The 21,467-nt window shown below is 47.3% G+C and carries 16 protein-coding genes and 4 pseudogenes; 9 read left to right on the forward strand and 11 right to left on the reverse strand.

Features of this window, described 5'->3' with window-relative positions:
* Window positions 1-249 (reverse strand): helix-turn-helix domain-containing protein (locus tag H6G62_RS27515; RefSeq protein ID WP_206755653.1); only part of this gene is annotated, 249 nt, incomplete at its 3' end.
* 865 nt (window positions 250-1,114) lie between these two features.
* On the opposite strand from H6G62_RS27515, the gene H6G62_RS20830 reads away from it, so the two are divergent.
* Together H6G62_RS20830 and H6G62_RS20835 are read left to right on the forward strand one after the other, a co-directional pair.
* Entirely contained in the window at window positions 1,115-2,482 is a 1,368-nt protein-coding gene (locus tag H6G62_RS20830; protein ID WP_190498733.1) for a ParA family protein, read from the forward strand.
* Complete coding sequence (locus H6G62_RS20835; RefSeq protein WP_190498735.1) at window positions 2,482-3,168, forward strand: transcription termination factor rho family protein; 687 nt, start codon at window positions 2,482-2,484, stop codon at window positions 3,166-3,168. Before H6G62_RS20830 ends, H6G62_RS20835 begins: the two co-directional genes overlap by 1 nt.
* A gap of 40 nt (window positions 3,169-3,208) precedes the next feature.
* Here the strand turns inward: H6G62_RS20835 and H6G62_RS20840 are convergent, their stop codons facing one another.
* Window positions 3,209-4,390 carry a TRC40/GET3/ArsA family transport-energizing ATPase gene (locus tag H6G62_RS20840; protein ID WP_190498737.1) on the reverse strand — a complete coding sequence of 394 codons (1,182 nt, stop codon included), beginning with the start codon at window positions 4,388-4,390 and terminating at the stop codon, window positions 3,209-3,211.
* Between the two features lie 315 nt (window positions 4,391-4,705).
* On the opposite strand from H6G62_RS20840, the gene H6G62_RS20845 reads away from it, so the two are divergent.
* Window positions 4,706-5,962 (forward strand): OFA family MFS transporter, encoded by a 1,257-nt coding sequence (locus H6G62_RS20845; RefSeq protein WP_190498739.1) that lies wholly within the window; start codon window positions 4,706-4,708, stop codon window positions 5,960-5,962.
* Between the two features lie 19 nt (window positions 5,963-5,981).
* Here the strand turns inward: H6G62_RS20845 and H6G62_RS20850 are convergent, their stop codons facing one another.
* The gene (locus H6G62_RS20850) at window positions 5,982-6,230 is read right to left on the reverse strand and encodes a Ycf34 family protein (protein WP_190498742.1); all 249 of its coding nucleotides are present in this window, start codon (window positions 6,228-6,230) and stop codon (window positions 5,982-5,984) included.
* 244 nt (window positions 6,231-6,474) lie between these two features.
* Between H6G62_RS20850 and H6G62_RS20855 the strand changes: the two genes are divergently transcribed.
* Window positions 6,475-7,770, forward strand: a complete 1,296-nt coding sequence (locus tag H6G62_RS20855; protein WP_242052196.1) for a CCA tRNA nucleotidyltransferase — start codon at window positions 6,475-6,477, stop codon at window positions 7,768-7,770.
* Window positions 7,771-8,074: 304 nt separating this feature from the next.
* Window positions 8,075-9,205 carry a polysaccharide biosynthesis/export family protein gene (locus tag H6G62_RS20860; RefSeq protein ID WP_190498744.1) on the forward strand — a complete coding sequence of 377 codons (1,131 nt, stop codon included), beginning with the start codon at window positions 8,075-8,077 and terminating at the stop codon, window positions 9,203-9,205.
* Here the strand turns inward: H6G62_RS20860 and H6G62_RS20865 are convergent.
* Window positions 9,202-9,477: a hypothetical protein gene (locus H6G62_RS20865; protein ID WP_190498746.1), complete on the reverse strand. Its 276-nt coding sequence runs from the start codon at window positions 9,475-9,477 to the stop codon at window positions 9,202-9,204. The two genes, H6G62_RS20860 and H6G62_RS20865, sit on opposite strands and share 4 nt — an antisense overlap.
* Before the next feature lie 85 nt (window positions 9,478-9,562).
* Window positions 9,563-9,682 (reverse strand): annotated as a pseudogene (locus H6G62_RS28670) (IS4 family transposase); the annotation flags it as partial.
* Window positions 9,683-9,864: 182 nt separating this feature from the next.
* On the opposite strand from H6G62_RS28670, the gene H6G62_RS20870 reads away from it, so the two are divergent.
* On the forward strand, window positions 9,865-11,109 hold the full coding sequence (locus tag H6G62_RS20870; protein ID WP_190498748.1) for an O-antigen ligase family protein: 1,245 nt from the start codon (window positions 9,865-9,867) through the stop codon (window positions 11,107-11,109).
* A gap of 323 nt (window positions 11,110-11,432) precedes the next feature.
* Here H6G62_RS20870 and H6G62_RS20875 read toward each other — a convergent pair whose 3' ends face one another.
* From H6G62_RS20875 to H6G62_RS20885, 3 genes are all read right to left on the reverse strand, one after another.
* Window positions 11,433-12,464, reverse strand: a complete 1,032-nt coding sequence (locus H6G62_RS20875; RefSeq protein WP_190498750.1) for a glycosyltransferase family 2 protein — start codon at window positions 12,462-12,464, stop codon at window positions 11,433-11,435.
* A gap of 313 nt (window positions 12,465-12,777) precedes the next feature.
* Window positions 12,778-13,707, reverse strand: coding sequence for a glycosyltransferase (locus H6G62_RS20880; RefSeq protein WP_190498753.1), 930 nt, complete (start codon window positions 13,705-13,707; stop codon window positions 12,778-12,780).
* Between the two features lie 80 nt (window positions 13,708-13,787).
* Window positions 13,788-14,756: a glycosyltransferase family 2 protein gene (locus H6G62_RS20885; protein WP_190498755.1), complete on the reverse strand. Its 969-nt coding sequence runs from the start codon at window positions 14,754-14,756 to the stop codon at window positions 13,788-13,790.
* A gap of 973 nt (window positions 14,757-15,729) precedes the next feature.
* Here H6G62_RS20885 and H6G62_RS20890 point away from each other — a divergent pair.
* Window positions 15,730-15,958: pseudogene (locus H6G62_RS20890) on the forward strand (hypothetical protein); the annotation flags it as partial.
* 117 nt (window positions 15,959-16,075) lie between these two features.
* Window positions 16,076-16,260 (forward strand): annotated as a pseudogene (locus H6G62_RS28020) (ISKra4 family transposase); the annotation flags it as partial.
* Here the strand turns inward: H6G62_RS28020 and H6G62_RS20895 are convergent.
* The 3 genes and pseudogenes from H6G62_RS20895 to H6G62_RS20905 all read right to left on the reverse strand — a co-directional run.
* Complete coding sequence (locus H6G62_RS20895; RefSeq protein WP_242052197.1) at window positions 16,233-17,645, reverse strand: lipopolysaccharide biosynthesis protein; 1,413 nt, start codon at window positions 17,643-17,645, stop codon at window positions 16,233-16,235. The pseudogene H6G62_RS28020 and the gene H6G62_RS20895 sit on opposite strands and share 28 nt — an antisense overlap.
* Before the next feature lie 28 nt (window positions 17,646-17,673).
* Entirely contained in the window at window positions 17,674-19,140 is a 1,467-nt protein-coding gene (locus tag H6G62_RS20900; protein WP_190498757.1) for a GumC family protein, read from the reverse strand.
* Window positions 19,141-20,168: 1,028 nt separating this feature from the next.
* Window positions 20,169-20,504, reverse strand: a pseudogene (locus H6G62_RS20905) (ISNCY family transposase); the annotation flags it as partial.
* A 652-nt stretch (window positions 20,505-21,156) separates the two neighbouring features.
* Here H6G62_RS20905 and H6G62_RS20910 point away from each other — a divergent pair.
* Window positions 21,157-21,467: transposase (locus H6G62_RS20910; protein WP_190498759.1), on the forward strand; the 311-nt coding region annotated here is incomplete at its 3' end.

Consider the following 21,467-nt stretch of genomic DNA (forward strand, 5'->3'; position numbering starts at 1 on the left):
CTTATGATAGTTGCCTTTCATTCGGTCATCGATCAAACTATCTAACTTGCTCGGATCTCCATGGGTGCTCCAGTAGGCCACCTTCCGCAAGGAGCATCCGATTAAGTCCGCGATCTCTTGCTGAGTCCTGCCGTCATTGCGCAGTAGCCGTATTAGAATGCGCTCTCGAATGTCAGGGTGTTCATGGAACTTCAACTGCTTCTGAAGCTCTTGCTTTTCCTCTGACGTTAGATAGTTTCTGACTCCCATGGCTTATTCCAGAATTTTAATGTATTATACGCAGTTTAGATGACTAACAGCTTAGAATGTCACCCATTTCTCAAAGCCGCTTCAACAGCATTGCCACAAAGCTCGTCGCCACCCTAAACCGTTTCGCCACCTTCCGAACTGATACTCCCTCCATGATGTGGGCATCCATGATCTTTTCTCGAAGGTCATGGGAGTAGGCTTTCATGAGTCCTCCTATCGAAAATGCGATAGTCAGCACTGCTATGCATTTCTTCTATTACCTTGATCGTACTTCGCCCGAATGAACGCCGCTATAAAAGTGAAGGAAATTGTCCCACAGGTACCCAAACATGTTCGACACAGGCCAATGACTCATCCGCGCCACTGGGGCATGGTTTTAGTTGATTCCACATTGCTCGATGACTTCGTATCTCTAGTGACAGAGCTTTTGCCAGCACTGGCGGGTAATTCGGGCGAAGGCACAACTCGCAACGGGCCATCGATAGGGGAATCACGCCATCACGGTTCCAAGAGGCCGTTGTATTGAATGCTGGATAGATCCATCGCTCTAGCCACCAGACTGTTAGCTCTGTCTGCGACACCGTGACTTTAGGCCGAGGCTCTAGGGCCAACGATGGCGGTAAGGGATGGTGCTCTAGAGTGGAAACAATACAAACAAACTATTTTTGGTATTTGGAAAGACGGTTTGTGTAGAAAAATTAATTTATTTTTTGGCCGCTCTTAGGTGTTAGTTGCGGCAATGATCTGGGCAACCTAAAAAGGACAGCGCTAGCCCAAGCCATCAAGCTTTAGGTGAGTTTGGTTAGATTGGTTCAGTCACCTTTCCTGCGTTGTCTTGCTGTCATCAAGCCCAAGTGACTTAATTATGGACTCTGAAAAAGCTTTAAGGCAACTAGAAAGAGTTTACCAGGATCTTCCTATAGATGCTGACGAGTTAATCGTTGAAGCCAACTTCTCAAGGATTTTTCTTAACGCTCTTGGATTCTCGGATTTAGAGATGATTCCTGGTTTTGGAATTCAGAATCTGGCCGTTGATCATGCAGCACGAAAAAACACTGATGACGATATTTTTCTGAAAACCCAATCTAATCCATATCTTTACATGGAGGTAAAAGGCAGAAATGTAAATCTATCTAATGAAAATTGTGCTCCATTCAATCATGCAGCAAAGCAGCTTAAAGGTTATCTTCGTCACTCTCAGTCAAAATCTGTTCAGTGGGGCATTCTAACCAACTCTCGCCACGCAAAGCTTTATAGAAAGCATGGCAAAATCATACATCCAGTCACTCCTTGCTTATCCCTTGAAGGCAATGTTAGGCATGTTGTCAAAAAAATAAGGGAGAAGATTGAATCCCCACCAAAAACATTGATAATTACGGTTTATAATAATAAAGGCGGCGTTGGAAAAACAACCACGATTCTGAATCTCGCTGCTGCTTTAACGCTATGCAAGAAGCGCGTTTTAGTTGTTGACTTTGATCATAATCAAAACGATCTAGGAGATGCGCTAAACATTAATCCAGTAAACGGAAAAATCGTTGAGATGTTAAGCAGTAAAGATCCCGATCCTCGTGATCTTATCTCTACTTATAGCTTCAAGCATCCCAGAGCAAAGGAGGCATGGGAATTTGATATTTTACTCTCGGATTCTTCTCTCATAGCAGGTGATATTGACGAAGCGAAGTTTAAGCAGTTAGTAAAACCAACAGCCTTGAGGAAAGCACTTGAAGCTGTCCAAGATGAATACGACTATATTTTGATCGATTCACCACCAAATTGGCGTATCTTCTCTCAAAAGGCTATCTATGCTTCTGACGTCATCCTGATTCCGGCGAACTTTTACGATCTTCACTCTCTACAGAATGCAGCAACAGCATTGACTAAATTCATTCCAGAAACTCAGGATTTAAGACGATTGCAAACCGGAGACTTTGGCCCTGTCGCGCTACCAATTTTTATGAATAACTCTCCGACAAAACCTGCAAATCCGATTTTGTCACTTGTTCGTGAAGCTATTGCTCAGATAATTGATAATACGAAAAAGGAGTTTAAACGTGACCTTACCCCTTACTTTTATCCCAAGATGACTCCCGGTGTAATCAATCACGAAATGATGCAAATTCCCAGAATGGCTCATATTGCAAAAGCTGACTTTCTACATAGGCCAGCAGTCTTTGCATTCAAGCCAGCTTACGAAATCTACGTCAATCTTCTACAGGAGTACTTCCTCTAATGGCCCTTACTGATGTTGGCAATCTGATGTTGCTTCACTTTGATGAGATTGAACCTGGAAATCCCATTGAAATCCATGAATATGTGATCCAATTTGCAGCCAAAAAGCTTGGCCCAGAGGGGCGTAATTGGATACCTATTATCGTTAAGGAAACTGGCCCTGATCAGTACCAAGTAATTGGCAACTCTTTTATCTATGCCGTGGCGGCTGAGGCGGGCTTAGAAAAAGTGTGGTGTATCATCGCAGAAGACTCTTCAGATGCAGTGAAGATTTCTCAAGCTCTAGCCCAAGAAGTACAGCCTAAAACGAATCTATCAACAGCAGATCGTGATGAAATTGCTGCGGCCTTAGATTATCTCATTAAGCAACCTGGAACTCCGCTAAAGGGGGTTCGAGCGGCTTCTGTTGTTGCTCGGCTAGATGACGCGCCACGGGAATATTGGAAAGATCTAAAACCGATTACCAAGCTGGGTTGTGGAATTACTGGGGGGGCGAAGTTAAAATCACTAGAGCAAGTTTTCTATCTTACGCCTCAGCCTATTCCAGAAATCACGACGGATACCCGTCTGTTAGAGATGATGGCCGTTGGAGAACTAAAGGCAATGGCTAAGAAAAAAGGGCTGACGGGCTTTGCGAAACTGAAAAAGCCAGATCTCATCAAGCTTCTGTCTGAAGCATCCGAATGATCTGGCTTTGTGGTGGGTGAACTGAGGTTATCCGTCCGTGCTAGGCCGCTGAACTAAAGCGGATTTTGAGGTAATCGTCTTCCATTTTGGCCCCGGAGGGTTGCAGGGCCGCAAGGGCTTGGGGCAGTACCAAGTTGCGGCGGTGGTTGCCGATACGGATATTCAGTTCATCGGCGGATTTGCTCAGTTCAATTTTGTCCTTGGGGATGCCGGGGAGATACAGTTCTAGGCTGTAGTTGTTGGCCTCCTGAACCACGCGCAGGGTAGTTTCTTTGTAGTAGACCTGGGCGGGATCTTCGTCCTTATACAGGGTGTCCTTGAGTCGGTGCAGGGCTTCAAGGCCGCACATTTCCTCGGCAAACAGGGGCACCTCCTTCACGGGCAGGGGCCGGAAATCGTCGTGGATTTCTTGCTTATATTCCTGCTGTTTTTCCTTCATGCGCTGGAAGAAGGGGTCTTGCACCTCTTCGGGGATGATCCGGTTGGCGATCACCAAGTCCGTACCCACGTTATACAGGCTCAGGTAGGCGTGGGCGCGAAGGGATTCCTTAATCACCATTTTTTCGGGATTGGTGACCAGACGCACGGAGGTCGTCGCCGCATCGGTGAGGACTTTTTCTAGCTCCACCAACTGCTCGTAGAACTCGTAGGGAGCGTCCATCACCTCGCGGGTGGGCAACGAAAATCCGGCCACGGGACGAAACAGCGGTTCCACCAGGGGCCGCAGCACCTCGGAAACGGCCTGGAAGGGTTTGTAGAGTTTGCGCATGTACCAACCCGCCACCTCCGGCAGACTCAGCAGCCGCAGGGCCGTCCCGGTGGGGGCCGAGTCGATGATTAGCACATCGTATTCGCCTTCGTCATGGTGGCGCTTCATCCGCACCAGGCTAAAAATTTCGTCCATGCCGGGGAGGATGGCCAGTTCTTCCGCCTCAATGCCCTCTAGGCCACGGGCTTGCAGCACATCGGTGATGTAGCGTTTCACCGCACCCCAGTTGCCCTCCAGTTCCATCAGGGCATCCAGTTCGGCCCCCCACAGGTTGGGCTGCACCAGACGCGGCTCGTGGCCCAGTTCCATATCAAAGCTATCGGCAAGGGAGTGGGCCGGATCGGTGCTCAGCACCAGGGTTTTGTAGCCCAGTTCGGCACAGCGCAGCCCGGTCGCCGCCGCCACGGAGGTTTTGCCCACGCCACCTTTACCCGTCATCAACAATACCCGCATGTGGGTGTCCTCGTTTTTCGCTAATGTTCCCTAGTTACCTAATCTATCGGCTTTTTCAGGTTTCCGCAGAGGTTGGGCCAATCTGAGGGGCAATGCCCCGGTGGAGGGAACCCCCTGGCTTGTATCAGCATTTCCTTACACTAGGCCCAGAGCTTAAGGCCATCGTAAGTATTTATTCTGATTCCCCAGGGCACAATAGATTTGAAACTGAAGGACTCCCCAACACCCTAGCCTAATCGCCCCAAACGTCCCGCCCGCCCACCCACCTTAACGACTCCCGACTCCCCCCTTTGATCACCGCATAGGATTTTCACCATGGACATCACCTATCACCCTGCGGAGCCAACGGTGTTTGGCTTGCCCGCCCGCCAAGGCCGCTGGCTGCTGATTCCCCTCGGCGTTACGGTGCTGCTGTGCCTGGGCACGGTTTATTCCTGGAGCGTGTTTCGTCGTCCCCTGGAACTGCAAATGGGGATTAGCGCCACCGCCAGCCTGCTGCCCTTTACCCTGGTGCTGGTGTGCAACGCCGTGATGATGCCGATGACCGGGTTTTATATGTGCCGCTTGGGTACCCGACGAGTGGCGGCGGTGGGTGGGGCCATTGTGGGCCTGGGCTATCTGCTGGCCAGTTTGGCCACCCAGATCGAAACCCTCACCCTGGCCTATGGGGTGGTGGTGGGCATTGGGGTAGGAATGACCTACGGCGTACCGATGGCGGTGGTGGCCCGCTGGTTCCCAGACCGCAAGGGCTTAGCGGTGGGGCTAACCATCATTGGCTTTGGTCTGTCGCCCCTGGTCACGGCTCCCCTGGCCAATACGCTGATTGCCGACCTCGGTGTGCGGCCTACCCTGCGGATTATGGGCATCACCTTTGGCCTGATCATCCTGGCCATCTCCCTGGCCCTCAAGTTGCCCCCCCAAGACTGGCACCCCTACGACGGCACCATCCCCCACTCCAACGAAGCCGCCCACCACGGCTACCCGCCCCACATGATGAAAAGCCGTTCCTTCTACGGCCTGTGGATTTGCTACACCATCGGTACCCTGGTGGGCCTCACCGCCATCGGCATTTCTAGCCCCGTGGGGCAGGAGATCATCAACATTAACCCCAGTTTGGCCGCCAGCAGTGTGGCCCTGTTTGCCCTGTTCAACGGCATCAGTCGGCCCCTGTTTGGCTGGCTGAGCGACCGCTTCCGTCCCCACCAGGTGGCCATCGCCTCCTATGGCCTGATCTTGCTGGCCTGTGTGCTGATGGTGAATGCCCAATCGGGACAGGTGGCCCTATATCTGGTGGCCTTTTGCCTATTCTGGTTCTGCCTAGGCGGCTGGCTGGCCATTGCCCCCACCACCACCCTGCGCCTGTTCAACCCCGACCACTACGCCCAAAACTACGGTATCGTCTTCACCGCCTACGGCGTGGGCGCGTTGATCGGCACCCTCAGCGCGGGCCAAATTCGGGACTGGTTCGGCAGCTATACCTACGCCTTCTATCCCATGGCCGTCCTGGCCATCATCGGCATCGTCGTCGCCGTCACCCTGCTCAAACCCGACCATCCCCACCCCCATGCGTAGGGAGTTTTAAGGTCAGCCCCTAGGTGGGAACCAACTCCCCAGGCCGCAGTTTGGCCCATTTCCCCAGTTCTTCCTGGAAGCTTTCGCAGCCCACCACGTCCCATTCCATTTCAATGTCCCCGCCCTGTTGGCGAATGTTGACATTAATGGTGGGCTCCACGGCTTCAAAGCTGGGGAATTCCGTGAGGTGGGGCTGTTGGTGCTGCCCTTCTACAGCGTGGTAGGTGGTGCAGCGGTCAACATAGTGGCAATTTACACAAATGCACATATCGCTAGGGTTTATCCACCGAAGGGGGGCTATTTTTTGATATTCTACTCAAGTTTTGTGAATGCCCTGGGCTAGGCGGCTGGATGTTGCAAAATGCAAACATCGTTGCGATGGCTCAGATCCCACCTCCGTTTGCTACGTTCCACGGGCCTAGGCCACCGTGGAGGGGGGCCACGGTCAAGATTGCGCAAGGCGGGCAGTCAGGAACCGAAAAGATTGTTGTAATGAAAGAATAGAGGCTTCCTTGAGTCTGACCCTAACTTCGCTATCCCTTGCAGTGGCTACCGAACAATCCGCCCTTTCGCCCAAAACCTGGCCCTTTAGCGTCTCGCGGTTGCCGCAGCACGCCTATTTGGTGGGGGGCAGTGTGCGCGATGCCCTGCTCAATCGTCAGGCGGATTATCTGGATTTGGACTTTGTGCTGCCGGAAAAGGCCATTGAAACGGCGGCGGAGATTGCCCACCACTACAAGGCGGGCTTTGTGGTGCTGGATGCCGATCATCAGATTGCGCGGGTGGTATTTCCCAACGCCACGGTGGACTTTGCCCAGCAGATTGGCCCCAGCATTGCCGTAGACCTTCAGCGGCGCGACTTTACCATCAACGCCATCGCCTACAACCCCCATAGCGAAACCCTGGTCGATCCCCTGGATGGCTACGCCGACCTGCAACGGAAAGTTCTCTGCATGGTCTCCGCCGAAAACCTGGCGGAAGACCCCCTGCGGCTGTTGCGGGCCTATCGCCAAGCGGCCCAACTGGGCTTTAGTCTCGACCCCGATACCCAGGCTACCCTGCGCCAACTGGCCCCTCTCCTAAAGGGCATGGCCGCTGAACGGGTGCGGGGGGAATTAGACTGCCTACTCAGTCTGGCCCAGGGTTCCGTGCTGATCTGGGAAGCTTGGCAGGACGGCATTTTGCAAACCTGGTTGCCCACCGTGGGTGAGGGGGAACTGCGCCAACTGATCGCCCTTGACCGCACCGCCGCCCAAGTCCACGAACGCTGGCCCGCCTTCTCCGACCTGCTGCATAGCTGGGTGAAGGAAGCCACCGTCCCCGGCCTGCACCGCAGTTGGCTCAAGGCCACCAAACTCAGCCAACTGCTGCTGCCCGATGCCGACCAGGCCGAAGCCACCCTCACCCGCCTGAAATATAGCCGGGTGGAACAGCAGGCAGTAATCAGTATTCTGAAGGGGTGGGCGATCCTTCAGCCCCTCCAGCACCAAGCATCGCTGACCATTGCCCAGCAGTACGACCTGTTCAAAGTGACAGGGGTCGGCCTTGCCGGACTTGCGCTCTTGGCCTTAGTCAATGGGGTGGCAGAGTCCGTGGTGATGGTGCTCCTAGATCGCTACCTAAACCCCCAGGATCCCGTGGCCCATCCCCGCCCCCTAATTTCCGGGCGCGACCTGATTCAGGGGATCGGTCTTCCCCCTGGCCCCCAAATTGGCGAACTGCTGGAGGCTATCCAACTGGCCCAGGCGGAAGGGCTGGTGAACCGTCGTGAGGACGCCCTAGCCTGGGTGAAGCAGCAAATTGGATAGCCTTCTACCATGGCGACCTCCCTCCAGATTCATGCTGGTCAGCGTAGACTAGATGAAGCCTAGGCTGGATAGGGAAACCACTCGCCATCCAGGGAACCCAGGAGCGCTAGGCGATGTCTCAGCCCCAGGCGGAAAGTATCACGCGGATAGGTAAACTACTGTGAAACCAGGTCAATGGCTAATCTCAGGCGGATGGGTGATCGGTGTGCTGTGTGCTGGGGCAACAGGGCTATCCGCTGCCCAGGCAGAGCCGCCCGGAGTCTACGTTGACGAGGAGAGTCGCGATCATGGGTTTGTGAGTGGGATGCCTAACTCAGTGGAGTTGCCCCCCTCTCCCCCAACGCGGCCCCTTGCCCAGCAGAACGAGAGTCTGCCCCTCAATACCGACCCATCTTCCTCAGGCACCCCTTTTCCCGCCGAGCCCTCGTCAGCGCCCATCCTTGTAACTGGGGAGGGGGGACATAGCCTCCTCACCGACTACCTGTTGGGGCCAGGGGATCAAATTAGAACCGATATCATCGGTTACGAAGCCTTCGCTTGGGCCGTTACCCAGCGCGTTGTACTGTCGGACGGCACACTGCGGCTGCCCTTGGTGGGAACAGTGGTGGCCGCAGGAAAAACCCTCGATGCCCTAGAGGCGGATATTACTGAGTTGCTCAGCCGAGAATTGGTCAGCCCTCAGGTGGATCTCAGCTTGGTGAGCCTGCGCCCGGTGGTCGTCAATGTGTCTGGGGATGTCTATCGCCCTGGGCCTGTGCAGTTGGGTAGTCTCACCCAAGCCCAAACCAATATTGCAGCGGGCAATAGCCTCACGACGACCACAAATACGCCAACCCTCACCGCCGCCCTGGCCGCTGCTGGGGGAATTCGCCACACCGCAGATGTGCGTCAGGTGGTGGTGCGGCGACGGTTGGCAACGGGGCAAATCGCCGAGTATCAGGTGGATTTGTGGCGTGCCCTCGTCGGCGAGAGTAATCTGGGGGTATTGGTGATGTCTGATGGGGATGCCGTCTATGTTCCCCAGGCGAGTGCCGATACTGATATTGATCCAGGGCTGCTTTCGCGGTCGAGCATTGCGCCCACCAATGTGCGGGTACGGGTGATTGGGGATGGCGTTGTTAGACCGGGCGAGGTGCAGGTACAACCCAATAGCTCGGTATCGGGGGCGCTGGCCGCTGCGGGTGGCCCCAATGCCGATGCGGATCTGGGGGAGGTGCGTCTGGTCAGGCTTTTGGCCAATGGTCAGGTGAGTGAGCAAACCATCGATCTCTCGAACCTGGTGGATACCCACCAAATTCAAGATGGCGATGTGGTTCTCGTACCTAAACGGGCCGGGTTAGTGGCCATTGACAATTTCAACCGTGCCGTTGGCCCCGTCCTTGCGCCCATTACCGGGATGCTGGGCATTTTGAATCTCTTTGGTCTGTTTGACTAGCGATCCACAGGATTGTCCTTGGGCTGGCCGTGAATAATCCCCCGCCCCCCAGTGCCCACATAGACATGGCCGAAGCGCTGTCGATCTCCCTCGATGTAGTTCACATTGCTCAGTCGTTGTTGATCTGTGGAGACCTTGACCCAGGTGGCCCCAGCGGCATCCCCTGGCAAGCGGGTGGCATCATCGGATCGAAACAGCCCGGTCTCTCTCACCCTCGATGGTGCCGTAGACAAACACCGTTGGATGGCGCTGCCCTGGAGCCGCTGGGCCAAAGCCGAAGGTCTGTGCTTGCTCTATCTGGGCCAGGGGGGGTAAAGCGCTAGCCCCCATCACTGGATCGTTAGCCACGCTTGCCGACAGTTTATCCAGGTTCACCGTCTCCACTTGGAACAGCGCTACCAAAAACAGCGCCAGAAAGATCAGTCCTGCCCCGTTCCAGGGCAGATGGAGGCGCAGCGTCGTTTGAATTCGGCTAATCTAGTTCATGGGGAGGTTGAGGATAGGGATGTGGTCATTCCTAGGTCATCTCCCTGTCCCGCGTCTTGTCAAATCCCCCATCGAGAAGACTTACACCTCGCTCATCTCAAGTTTCGTTCCTGTACCGTGGGGGGAGTACCCATAGCCTTAAGTCAGGTGTATTTTTTAGTCAAAATAGTCTCATGATTGTAAGAGCAGAACAAGTATTCTCAATCTGCCTCATTTTTTTCTACTCGGGAGCTTTATCAGGTTTTATCCCTGAAGGTCACATGGTGTATGCTTTTAAAGAGTTTTCTGCACAAGCAGCCTTTTGGGTAACATGTGTACTCCTAATTGTAAATTGGAAAAAAGCAATCTACTTAATTGCTAAACCAGCAAATATTTGGTTGCTACTAATCCTTATTCTTATTCTTATCTCGCCCCTATGGTCTGATCACCCGTTAGAAACCTCTGAATCAACAGCAGCAATGCTTCGGGTCACAGCCTTTGCTATCTATTTTGCTGTGCGATTCAATTTAAAAGAGCAAGTCACATTGCTTGCCATCACATTTTCTGGAGCAGCTATATTAAGCTTTCTATTCGCTGTCGCCTTACCACAGTACGGCGTAGTGGGCATGGGCTTTATATCTAATATGGAAGACATTGTGCATACTGGAAAATGGCGAGGAGTATATATTCATAAGACCATGCTTGGCACAAACATGGCATTAGGAATTATTATCTGTTCATTTAATTTCTTTATTCAGCCTAAATTTAAAAAACTAATGATCGGCAGCTTTCTCTTGTGCATTTTCATGTTGATTAAATCAACTACAACAGGTGCATTGGTGTTCCTTGTTTTCACAGTGACTCTGCTACCTTTCTATAGAGCCCTTCGATTGAAAATGAAATTTGCGATTCCTTTGTTTTCCATTTCATTTTTAATTGGAGGAACTCTTTTAGCCGGAGGAGTAATTGCTGCCGAACAATTTCTTTCATCTTTAGGAAAGGACATAACCCTCACCGGTAGAACATTATACTGGCCACTCATGCTAGAGAAAGTTTGGGAACGACCCTGGCTCGGCTATGGATATCAAGCTTTTTGGGTAGGCGGTTGGAAAGGAGAAGTTGCGGATATTTGGCGTTTTTTTGCACCCGGTAACGAACCTCCTCATGCTCACAACGGTTATATTAATTTCTGGTTAGATATTGGAACAATTGGGATATCTATATTTTTTATCGATCTAATTTTTAACTATCTCCGAGCAATTAAATTTGCCCGCGCAACAAGAAGTGCTGAAGGATTATTTCCAATAACTTTCCTCACATTTTGGACTTTGATTAACTTGACAGAGAGTTTCTTAGTAATGCCAGCAATATTTTGGATTATCTATGTATCGTCGGCATTGTCCATGCATAGAGCATATAATGCGCAGATTCAAATCTGAAGTGCAACACTCTGTCTCAGAGCCGCTGTCAGCCTTCGCGGTCATGACCACAACCAGGAACACGGTACAGCGCAGCACAGCAGGCTATAGGTCTCCTTCATAGGCTTAGTCTTAGATCCATGGCTGCAAGCGGATTTGAGCAGGTGTTGCACTTCAACCTTGAATTGGCCATGTCAACGGACAAAATCCTGATTAGACAGCCTAAACTAATTGGTACTTTGTTTGCGAATTGGCAATGTTCTCAAAGATGTAGAACGTTGCTTAATTACGTCTCTGCGCTCAGTACAAGGAAAGGAATGAGACATTTATTCAAGTGATTTTGCTCAAATCGCTGTTCTATTCTGAATAGGGATCTTCCGCGATTGGTTAGCACTGGTAGCCTTAAAAGCTAAGGCCTCTACCCGCTTATAAAGTGGCTCAGGAGTTACTTTTAGTAAGTAGGCTGCGAATAGGGTCAATACAGTGCGCTGAGGCTCCTCAGCTAAAATCCTCCAATCAGTTTTCATAGCTTGGTTCACCATATCAACAGCCAAACTACCATCTCGCAACGTGACGGCTCGACGGGCAACGTAACGCATACAGTATGCTGTAGCTAAACTCTTGTATGGGCCTAATACTTCTGGAGCAGACTTACAAGATTTATCAATCACCCTCTCAAGAGCTTGCAATTGATTCAGCGCATTAGCCGATAACCCGCCTGAATTGACACGATACAAGGTTAAAACCTCTGGAATACCTTCCAGTTTCCAATCTGTGTGTGCTGCAATTCGAGTCCAACATTCTAAGTCTTCAGCTTGTCTAAAACTCTCATCAAAATAAAAATCTTCCTCTAAGCCGTATAAGTTGTCCTGAAATTTGATATCTTCAAAAGTCTCTCGTCTAATTACTGCACAGGAACCATTGCTAACGGGGTTCCGACATAGAACGTATGGCGGCGTAATATCACAAATTTTGCGGGGAATCTGATACATACCAGTATAGTTACCCTCTCCATCAATAAAAGCAGAATAGCTGAAGCTAATTCCGACCTCAGGACTGTTATTAAGGTGCTCAACATGTTTTTCTAATTTGTTAGGTAGCCATAGATCATCAGCATCCAAAAAAGATAAATAATCCCCTGTTGCATGACGAATACCTGTATTTCTTGCACCTGGCAAGCCTCGATTAGCCTGCTGAACAATTTTAATCCTTGGATCCAAAAAGCTTTTACACAATTCTATACTATTGTCAGGAGAACCATCATCAATAATAATCGCCTCAAAATTTTTGTATGTTTGATCTAGTAATGACTGAAGAGTATAGGCGACGTAATTCTCGGCGTTGTAAACTGGAATTATAACGGATACTTTTTTCATTACCTTATCTCTCTAATAAAAGTGAACAGGCTAATATAGCGGATTGCATTGAGGTGAGGCACACTTTGAGAGGCCATAAAGTCCTTTTCTGACAAGGGTTTCACCATTTATGAGTGTTCTCATTATTATGAACTCCGTTCTAAGTAAAGGAGAAGAACTGCGAAGATTTAGATCTTATGACAAGATAAAACCTTTTAGTCGATTCTATTCCGACATATTTTTAAGATTTTCTACATGAATAGAAGTAACTCATGAAATTACAATGAAATGGGATTTCAGTGTTTTGATGATTTAGTGGCTTCTAAAGCCTCACCTAGCTAAATGAAATGAAGCTATAGGAGTACCTAGCATAGGCTAAAAGTAGCGTTGAAAGACTTCTCCTAGGCTCTTTCAGAATTATACGCCAGTCCGAACTTAATGAGCGGTTGATGAAGCCGATTCCTACACTGGGTGGTAACCTTAAGCGCAGAGATCGTCTTGCTAAATAGCGGAATAAATAAGCTTTCGCTTCTGAATGATGCAATGACACCAGGTCTGGAGCATACTGACTAACTATTTCGTTGAAAATGTACCATTCTTCCTCCATTTTTTGGAGTTGTGCTGACATACCACCAGTACTAGTTCTGTAGCCAACAAGAACTTGATTAATACCTTTAACGTCCCAACCAGCATGGCTTACTCTTAGAAAAAGCTCTATGTCAGCATACCCACTTAGTGCTTTGTTGAAGCCACCAATTTCTACAAATACTTCCTTGCGAATCACTGAATTAGATGGAGTACATAGCAAATTCTCCATGTATAAATGATAGGGTGAAATATTCTTCAATCTGAGACTCGAGAACTGACCAGTAGAGCTTCCATCTGGGTTTATAAACTCAACTTTAGCAAAGCTAATTCCTAGTTTTGAATCAGTTTGGAAATGCTTGAGATGACACTCTAGATTATCAGGCAACCAAATATCATCAGAATCTAAGAATGCTAAAAATTGGCCTCTCGCAGCCTGAATTCCAGTGTTTCTTGCTTGTGAGACTCCTTGATTTTCTTGAGAAATTAATCTTACACGCGAGTCTAGTTTTTGATAATGATTAACAATCTCCACAGTATTATCTGTAGAGCCATCATCTATAACTAAGATCTCGAAATCACTAAACGTCTGGTTGAGTGCTGAGTCAAGAGTTTCAGCTAAATAATCGGAAGCATTGTAAGCAGGGATAATAATTGAAAAGCTATATTTCTTATTCATTTGTTTTTTTAAATGAGGTTTAGTAGAACTTTAAATTGTGAGGAAATATGATATAAACCATAGCTTATTTGGCAAATACGTCAAGAAGATAAATTTCGTGGTTTTGCACGCGCTCTGTTTACCTTTCCAAGCCAGTAGTCCGCAAATTCAAATGGAAAAATGCTAAAAATTAAAACTTTCATAGTAATTCTAATAGTTTCATAGCTAATCATTGATTTAGGATAGCATCTAAATGCAGATATAAGTTTAGATAGTGCCAGTCGAATATCTTCTTGGTTTGTTGATCTGTCTGTGTAAAGTTTTGCGGAGTATCGATATATATTCGAAAAGATTTTTCGTTTCAAAGAAGGAGAGATGTAAGTTGAATTGGCAAAGAATTTATTTATCACATTTAACTGACACTCCTCCATATACTCGATTTTGGATGACATTGATTTCCGAGATTGTCTGTAGAAGACCTGCTCTTTTGCTACGACTACATAGTGAAAATCCTTAGCAAGACGAATCCAATAATCCCAATCGGCAGCTCCTGATAAATCGGTATCAAAAAAGCCAACTGATTCAATTGCGCCTCTACAGATTAAAGGATTTGAGCCACTAGCAATAAAATTCCAGGTTAAGAGATTCTCTAAGACGTTTCCCTCAAATAAAATTGGCTGAGCCGTGTGGCACACTTCACCTTTTTCATCCATAAAATAAGTCCAGCTATAAGCAACTTTAGCTTCAGGCTTCTCCTTTAATGCCTTCAATTGAAGCTCCAACTTGTCTGAGGTCCATAAATCATCAGCATCAAGAAAAGCTAAAAAGTCGCCTTGTGAAACCTCAATGCCACGGTTTCGAGCTGTAGCGAGTCCTCCATTTTGGTAATTAAATATTTTGATTCTTGGGTCATTGAAAAATTCCAAACACTTCAGAGTATTATCCGTCGAGCCATCATTTATAATAATCAGTTCAAAGTCCAGGAAAGTTTGTACTAAAACGGAACTGACGGTCTCTAAAATAGTATTCTCAGCATTATAAGCGGGAATAATGACAGATATCTCAGGCATTTCCTAGCTTTCCATCTAAATGTTCACTAAAAAAGAGTCTTTATAACAGAAATCACGAAAGACTAAGAATTTGGCAACTTTTACATTTGGCAGCAATAAAAGTTGCCAAATTTCTACCATAGAAAATAAGTGGTGGCTGATTATTCAGCACTCTTAACGTATCATAATTTTGTAAAATGATCATATTATCGATCAATCCTGATGCAGATTTTGATTTTGTTGATAACGTTTAAAAGGGTAGATCCCGATTATGCAGTACATAGAAATGTTGGGGATAAACTAAGGCCAAAGGCCGTAGCTTTCGAAATAATGCTTCGCAGATTCAAATCTGAAGTGCAACACTCTGTCTCAGAGCCGCTATCAACCTTCGCGGTCATGACCACAACCAGGAACACAGTACAGCGCAGCAGGCTATAGGTCTCCTTCGTAGGCTTAGTATTAGATCCATGGCTGCAAGCGGATTTGAGCAGGTGTTGCACTTCAACCTTGAATTGGCCCTTTTAGGATACCTGACGTCATGGATGCTGTCAAGGAATCCCAAATCAAAGCAGCAATTGTAAATTCAAAAATTCTAGGGGCTGAAACCCTTGATACCTCGTTCAGATCAAGTTCCATTAATGGGCAATAGATCAGCTGAAACGCCCTAAACTCGTTCCGAATTTATTTTTTCTGAAATCAAAGCCCATGTGCTAGCGCTAGCTGAATTGCTTTACGATGAGACAGACCCCGATCAAGTCCAGACACTGATCGGGATTGAAGTCGCCGTTCGTGACCACCTACTGGTCTATCTGGGGCCAGAGATCATTTTTTTATTCGCACAAGCAGGGATCCCAACTAAGGGCGAAAACGACACATCCATAGGGTAGTCCTGTTTCGTACAGGCCAGAGAATAATCAGGCGACCCTAAAGCCCTTACAGCAGTAGATTCCTGTAAGGGCTAATTTTTCTCTGATCCGTAGATTAATGCACTACCCGGCATGAGGTGGTGGGCAAAGACAGCGGCCTGACGAGTTACATCGAGCGTTTGAACAACACGTTAAGGCAACGGGTGTCCCCGCCTGGTGGGAAAGACCCTGTCGTTCTCTAAGAAGTTCAAGAACCCCATTGGGGCCATCTGGCGGTTCATCCATGACTACAATCGTGGCATTCGAGAGAATCGGGCCAAGCAAGGTGACCCCGCCTTTGCCTCTGCCCTGCACTAAAATGCACTACCGAAGCCTGCTTATGGCAAGGGGACATAGATGGGGCAGTCAGGCTATTTGACGACTAGCCCCCTGATCGGGTAAACCCATTTATCGGTGATCTAGCTAAGCCGTCTGTACCGTATCGTCAACTACAGCGACCACCAAGCGGAGGGCATTTCAACTGGTTCCGGTGAGGTGGAGTCGAGTATTAAGCAAATAAACCGACGAGTCAAAATTTCAGGTGTTCAGTGGAAGGAAGCCAACGTTCTACAAGTCTCAGGCATCGCGGCGCTTATCTCAATGGCCAGTTCTCATCGTGAGTCTCGCAAGACTGGGATGCAACCGTGTAAAATACGTTTCTCCTTGCCCAGAGCATATAAACAGGTGTGAATAAAAACTGACTTATTAACACAGAGAGTGCCACCACGAAAATATTATACTGAACTGCTACTAAAAGTAAGAATAAATATAGGAACGTTAACCCTATACTCCACCTAAAGCTACTATTCGTTTTATCAACAGCATTTAACAAGTGTGTAGTCGCAATAAAAAAAGGTCTTGGAATGGCGGACAAACAGATAGTGATTAAAATTGGGATGGCAAATACCCATCTGTCCCCAAAAACTATAGGTACATAAAACGGTGCAAGAGAGGACTGCAAGAAGACTAATGGAATAATAACAGTTGCGATAGTCTTTAAGCCATCGTAATATCTTATTTTCAAATCGCTTAGGTTGCTTCTGGCATCACACAAGTGAGGCCAGAGTGACCAGGTAAGTGAATTGATTATGCTAAGGCTTATGCCGAGACCTGCGTTGAAGGCAAAGAAATAAACTCCCAGCATCTCAATCCCTAGGAAGCGACCGACTAGAAGATAATCTAAGTTATCCCTAAGTTTAACCAGCAGGTCGGAGCCGACTATATTCACAGCATACTTGGCTATTTCTTTCCATCTGTAAAGCGTGAAAGACTTTCCTACCCGCCAACTACAGTTTAACTGGCCAATGATGGCCCAGACGGGTACAGTTAGTATCATAGATAAAACTATAGACCAAATTCCTAAACCTAATAAAGCCAGGGAAATAGTCAAAATATTCATCAGAAAAACTTGAGTTGCATTACATAATGCAATGATTTTGAGGCGATTTTCTCTTTCTATTAATGAAATGTGTACCGTAAACAGTGGAATGACAAAGTGACCTAATGCTAGCACGCAAATAGGCAATATAATTCTATGGTCTTGATAGAATAAACCTATTAATACTGATGCTAAGCACTGTAGTAAAAAAATGGCTCCACTAGCTATCCAACTCATCCAATAAGCTGTGTTACACAATACATCGAGATCTTCTTCGGCTGCTTGCACTAGCTTTGAGCTAATACCGGCTTTACCAACAAAAGCATTTGCAAATTCGTTGACAGTTATAATTATGGCTACTAAGCCATAATCCTGGGGCGTAAACGTCCTGGCTAGAACAACGGTTGTCCCTAACCTAAAAAAACGGTTAGCTAGTTCAGCTGCACCTAGCCAACCTGCATTACGTATATACGGGTTTGATAATTTATCTTTTATCTTTGAAATTACCATAGGGCTATTTTTATGTTGAAATACGGTTAAGAACAACTCTGGTGAGTTTTGCGATAATACTCCATTTGATAATTCGCTTAATAAATCAATATCATACGCTGTACCAAGTAGTTGCAAATTACGCTAGGTACCGATCCATTTTTAGCTACATATAGTCTTCCTCTCCAGTAATATTTATATTTTGAGTGCTGCCCAGATCCTTATATAGCAAAGATTTTCTTGTTTCATTAACTGCGCTAGGAAAATGACTAAATAGGTCTAAGGTAAATGCTACGAATATTCCTAAAAGGGTGCCTGCTACCATTCCAGATACAATGATCAGCTTTTTCTTGGAATCAACGGGTTCTTCTGGCACAAGAGCAGGTGATATGACGCGAGCTGTTCCTATATTTTGACTTTCTGCAACCTGCAACTCTTGAAATCGGGCAAGAAGAGTTTGATAGGTATTTTTAGCAACTTCTAATTCTCGCTGCAACTCACTCTGCGTACTTTCCAATTGAGGGAGCACACTCATTCGTTGCTGATAGGTATCTATCTGATTAGATAAAGTTCCAACCTGATTTATAAGACCCTGCTTTTGGGCATCCAGAGATACAATCTCAGCAATCACATCAGATTGAATAATTCCTATCTGCAGATTAGAGTTTCCAAGAAATGGACGATCATTGACGACCTGATCTATGCGTTGCTGTAGGACAGTATGTAAGTTTTCTCGGCTTGTATTCAATTTGATGATAACTTGACTTTCATCTGTAAATTGAGATCTTAGCTTCGCTATTTCTTCCTCTACTGTTTGTAATTCCCTTAGCACTTGCTGAACACCCTCTGACTGGTTGACAGCTGCTAAAACTATAGCAAATTGTGGATCTCTAATATTCAATTGATCTTGATAGGTTTTTATGGTTGATTCGATACTAGAAACTTGTGATTCAATTGACTCAATCTGTCTTTTTATGCTGTAAAATGCATCAACCAACAACTGGGCTTCTTGTTCTAGCGAAACAATCTGGTTAGACTCCTTAAAACGCCTAAGATTCTGCTCGGCACGATTCAAGTCTGCTTCGGTTTTAGGAAGCTGTGCAGCAATAAAGTCTCGTGCAGAAGTGGCCTCTAAACGATTGTCTTGAATGCTGTTTTCGATAAATGTATTAGCAACTTCATTCGCAACGTTAGCAGCCATCTGAGAATCATTAGATACATAAGCAACACTAATTACATCTGCTCCTCGAATAGATTTTACAGTTAAGTTACTGGACAAGTCTTTGACCTTAAGTAACGCTCCTTCCTCATCAACTAGATTTAGATCTTCAATTACTGACTGAAGTAGAGTATTGGAATGAATAATTTCAACTTGAGTATCTAATGGATTAGCTTGATATGTTAAAGTCTCTATCCGGCCCAGTGACTCTGCTAACCCCGTAAGAGAAGTAGACCGATTCGATTTAACTAGTATCTTGGCTTCCGCTTCATAGACTGGCTTTTCTGAAAAAGCGGTTATCAATGCTGCTGATATAACTATACTAAAAGCTCCTAGGGCAGCCTTCCAGTTTCTCTTAATGACAAGCCAATACTTCTGAAGATCAATTTCATCATTTATGCGTTTTTCTTCCATAACATCCTACAAACATTGACACGTAGTGTTCAGATGAATGGCCATAGAATCTAGAAAATACAGCCTTCATTGAGCTGATGAGGTGGAAATCAAGACCTAAGAGTTCGTCATAGAAAAGGTTTCCAGCTTTTTACCATACCTCACGCAAGCTAGAAACGCTGCAATATTATAGCGGACGTCCTTGATATGAAATACACCCAGAAGGTCTGAAGCCCTTGCCGGACAGAGCTTACATCTACTTGAGAGTGTTTGCATCATTTTGAATCCTGCTATGCTACTATGACTAACCGCCCAGAACGGCATTATAATTCTTTTAGTAAGCTTTGAATCTGTATTATGTCTAAAATTCTTTAGGTAAAGATGAATATTACAGATGGGCACCTCGATCAATTGCCTTATTGAAAATCCGAAGAGCCTGAAACCATTGGAATCTCGTGCATATTCTCAACAAGATTTGTATTTTTCGAGGTGCCCAGATGGTTCATTGAGCCTTTATACTAACAATCTATAAGCGTAATCATAATCTATTGGCTGAAAGACCTGTCGCTAAAGGGTTCTAGCCCAATCCTTACTGATTGTCTTCATGTTTGGCTAGTATGGGGCAAAGATCATGCACAATGAGGGTGCGCGCTACAAAGTTCTTGTACATATCCTGTGGTAGTATGCCTAAGGACACAAAAAACACCTCTGTCAATGTTATATGTAACTCGTGTAAATACACTATTATCTTTGAGTTCATAGATCAACTCTTACAGCGTTTCCAATTTAGAGGGGAGTGCATCCCAGTCAACCGTTCACATCCCCCCCTACCTTTGAACGAGAGATCAAGGCTTATGGCGATTTAGCCAGGGGGAGCGAATTATTACATCCCAGGTATCCCAGTTGCGTAATGAGTAGAAGTACTTATTGCAGGTCAAGGGCAGACGCCGTAGTCTTGGAGCAGTTGCCCTAATGGGATACAGGATACCTGAAATGATGAATGCTGCCAAGGAAAACCAAATAAAAGCAGCAATTCTCAATATGGCAATTCAGCTAGTATTTGGCGGGATTTCTAGCTCTAGCCCTTCCAGCATGAAGGTAAGCAGATGCTCCCAACTGTCGAAATACATGTGGGTTAACGCCCGCAGATCATCGAAGAAGGTCTTGCGGGTGGACAAGTGAGAGCGCAGCAGCTTGTACTTCTGGTCGAGCAGTTCCAGCCCCGTGTGGAATAGCAGGGACAAGATGTTCAGAGTCGCCAGTAACGAAGAGAGATGCTGCTTTCCGTGCCCGAAATTGTGTTCCAGGTTGTAGCCCTTGGTCTTGAGGGTATTGTTATTCTCGTTTTCGACCTTCCAACGGGCGTGTCCTGCTAGGACAACCTCGGTCATGGCCTTAAACCACTGCATGATCTGTGGGATGGATGAACCTCTGGGGGTATCGTCATCCGCATCGGAGGCAGTGCCTTGGGTTGGGGGAAGGATGAGGATGCCATGGAAATGATTGGGCATGACTACGAATTCATCGGTTTGAATGCCTGGGAATTTTTGGGTTAGAGCGAGCCACCAGTCCTTCACCATCTGTCCAGCCGGGTTCACTATCATGGTACCGTCAGTAATGGTGCCAAAAAGACAGATTCGGTTTTGGGTACATAGGGTGATGAAATAAGCACCCGCCGAGCTGTAGTCAAACCCTGACAAGCGCATGGACTGGCGATGATGTTTTGTTGGGTTGTAGGCCATAGTTGAAGTCTGCTGATGCCAGGATCTAGAGTTCCCACGGTTGAAGCCCGTAGCCCGTAGGGTGGGCAATGCCCACCATTTTTTTACATACGAACGTTGTTAGGTGGGCGGTGTCCACCCTTGTATCTTAGAAAGTGTGGCAGACCGTCCCACCCTAGGTTAACCAAAACCGTACGTAGCATGGGTCGCCGCACCTTAACGAAGTAAAACTCGAAAAATCGCCAGGAGCGCAAGACGACTCCGTATCGAGCAAGGACGAGTTTAGTTCAGAAGGTACCGATGGATGGTGGATAGGATGATGACTGAGTCAACCGTGGAACAACAATGGATCGGCATTGATGTCTCGAAGCGGTGTTTGGATGTTTACATCCGCCCGTTAGGCCGTGCCCTTCAAGTGGCTAACAGTGAATTGGGGCTCGTCGAACTGCGCCAGCACCTCGAGGGCTTAGTCCTTGGGTTGATTGTGCTAGAAGCGACTGGGGGCTATCAGACCCTAGCGGCGCGAACGTTGATGGAGCAAGGGTACCCAACGGTGGTGGTGAATCCGCGTCAAGTGCGCGACTTTGCCAAAGCGACGGGACGCTTGGCGAAAACGGACAAGCTGGA

Origin of the sequence: Phormidium sp. FACHB-1136, from assembly GCF_014697375.1 — a bacterium.
Lineage (GTDB): Bacteria > Cyanobacteriota > Cyanobacteriia > Phormidesmidales > Phormidesmidaceae > Nodosilinea.

Bases quoted from the DNA above. Each gene is read 5' to 3' on its own strand.
- H6G62_RS20845 (WP_190498739.1), top strand. From the start codon at position 4,706: ATGGACATCACCTATCACCCTGCGGAGCCAACGGTGTTTGGCTTGCCC.
- H6G62_RS20860 (WP_190498744.1), top strand. From the start codon at position 8,075: ATGCCTAACTCAGTGGAGTTGCCCCCCTCTCCCCCAACGCGGCCCCTT.
- H6G62_RS20835 (WP_190498735.1), top strand. From the start codon at position 2,482: ATGGCCCTTACTGATGTTGGCAATCTGATGTTGCTTCACTTTGATGAG.
- H6G62_RS20870 (WP_190498748.1), top strand. From the start codon at position 9,865: ATGATTGTAAGAGCAGAACAAGTATTCTCAATCTGCCTCATTTTTTTC.
- H6G62_RS20875 (WP_190498750.1), bottom strand. From the start codon at position 12,464: ATGAAAAAAGTATCCGTTATAATTCCAGTTTACAACGCCGAGAATTAC.
- H6G62_RS20830 (WP_190498733.1), top strand. From the start codon at position 1,115: ATGGACTCTGAAAAAGCTTTAAGGCAACTAGAAAGAGTTTACCAGGAT.
- H6G62_RS20880 (WP_190498753.1), bottom strand. From the start codon at position 13,707: ATGAATAAGAAATATAGCTTTTCAATTATTATCCCTGCTTACAATGCT.
- H6G62_RS20840 (WP_190498737.1), bottom strand. From the start codon at position 4,390: ATGCGGGTATTGTTGATGACGGGTAAAGGTGGCGTGGGCAAAACCTCC.
- H6G62_RS20885 (WP_190498755.1), bottom strand. From the start codon at position 14,756: ATGCCTGAGATATCTGTCATTATTCCCGCTTATAATGCTGAGAATACT.
- H6G62_RS20900 (WP_190498757.1), bottom strand. From the start codon at position 19,140: ATGGAAGAAAAACGCATAAATGATGAAATTGATCTTCAGAAGTATTGG.
- H6G62_RS20850 (WP_190498742.1), bottom strand. From the start codon at position 6,230: ATGTGCATTTGTGTAAATTGCCACTATGTTGACCGCTGCACCACCTAC.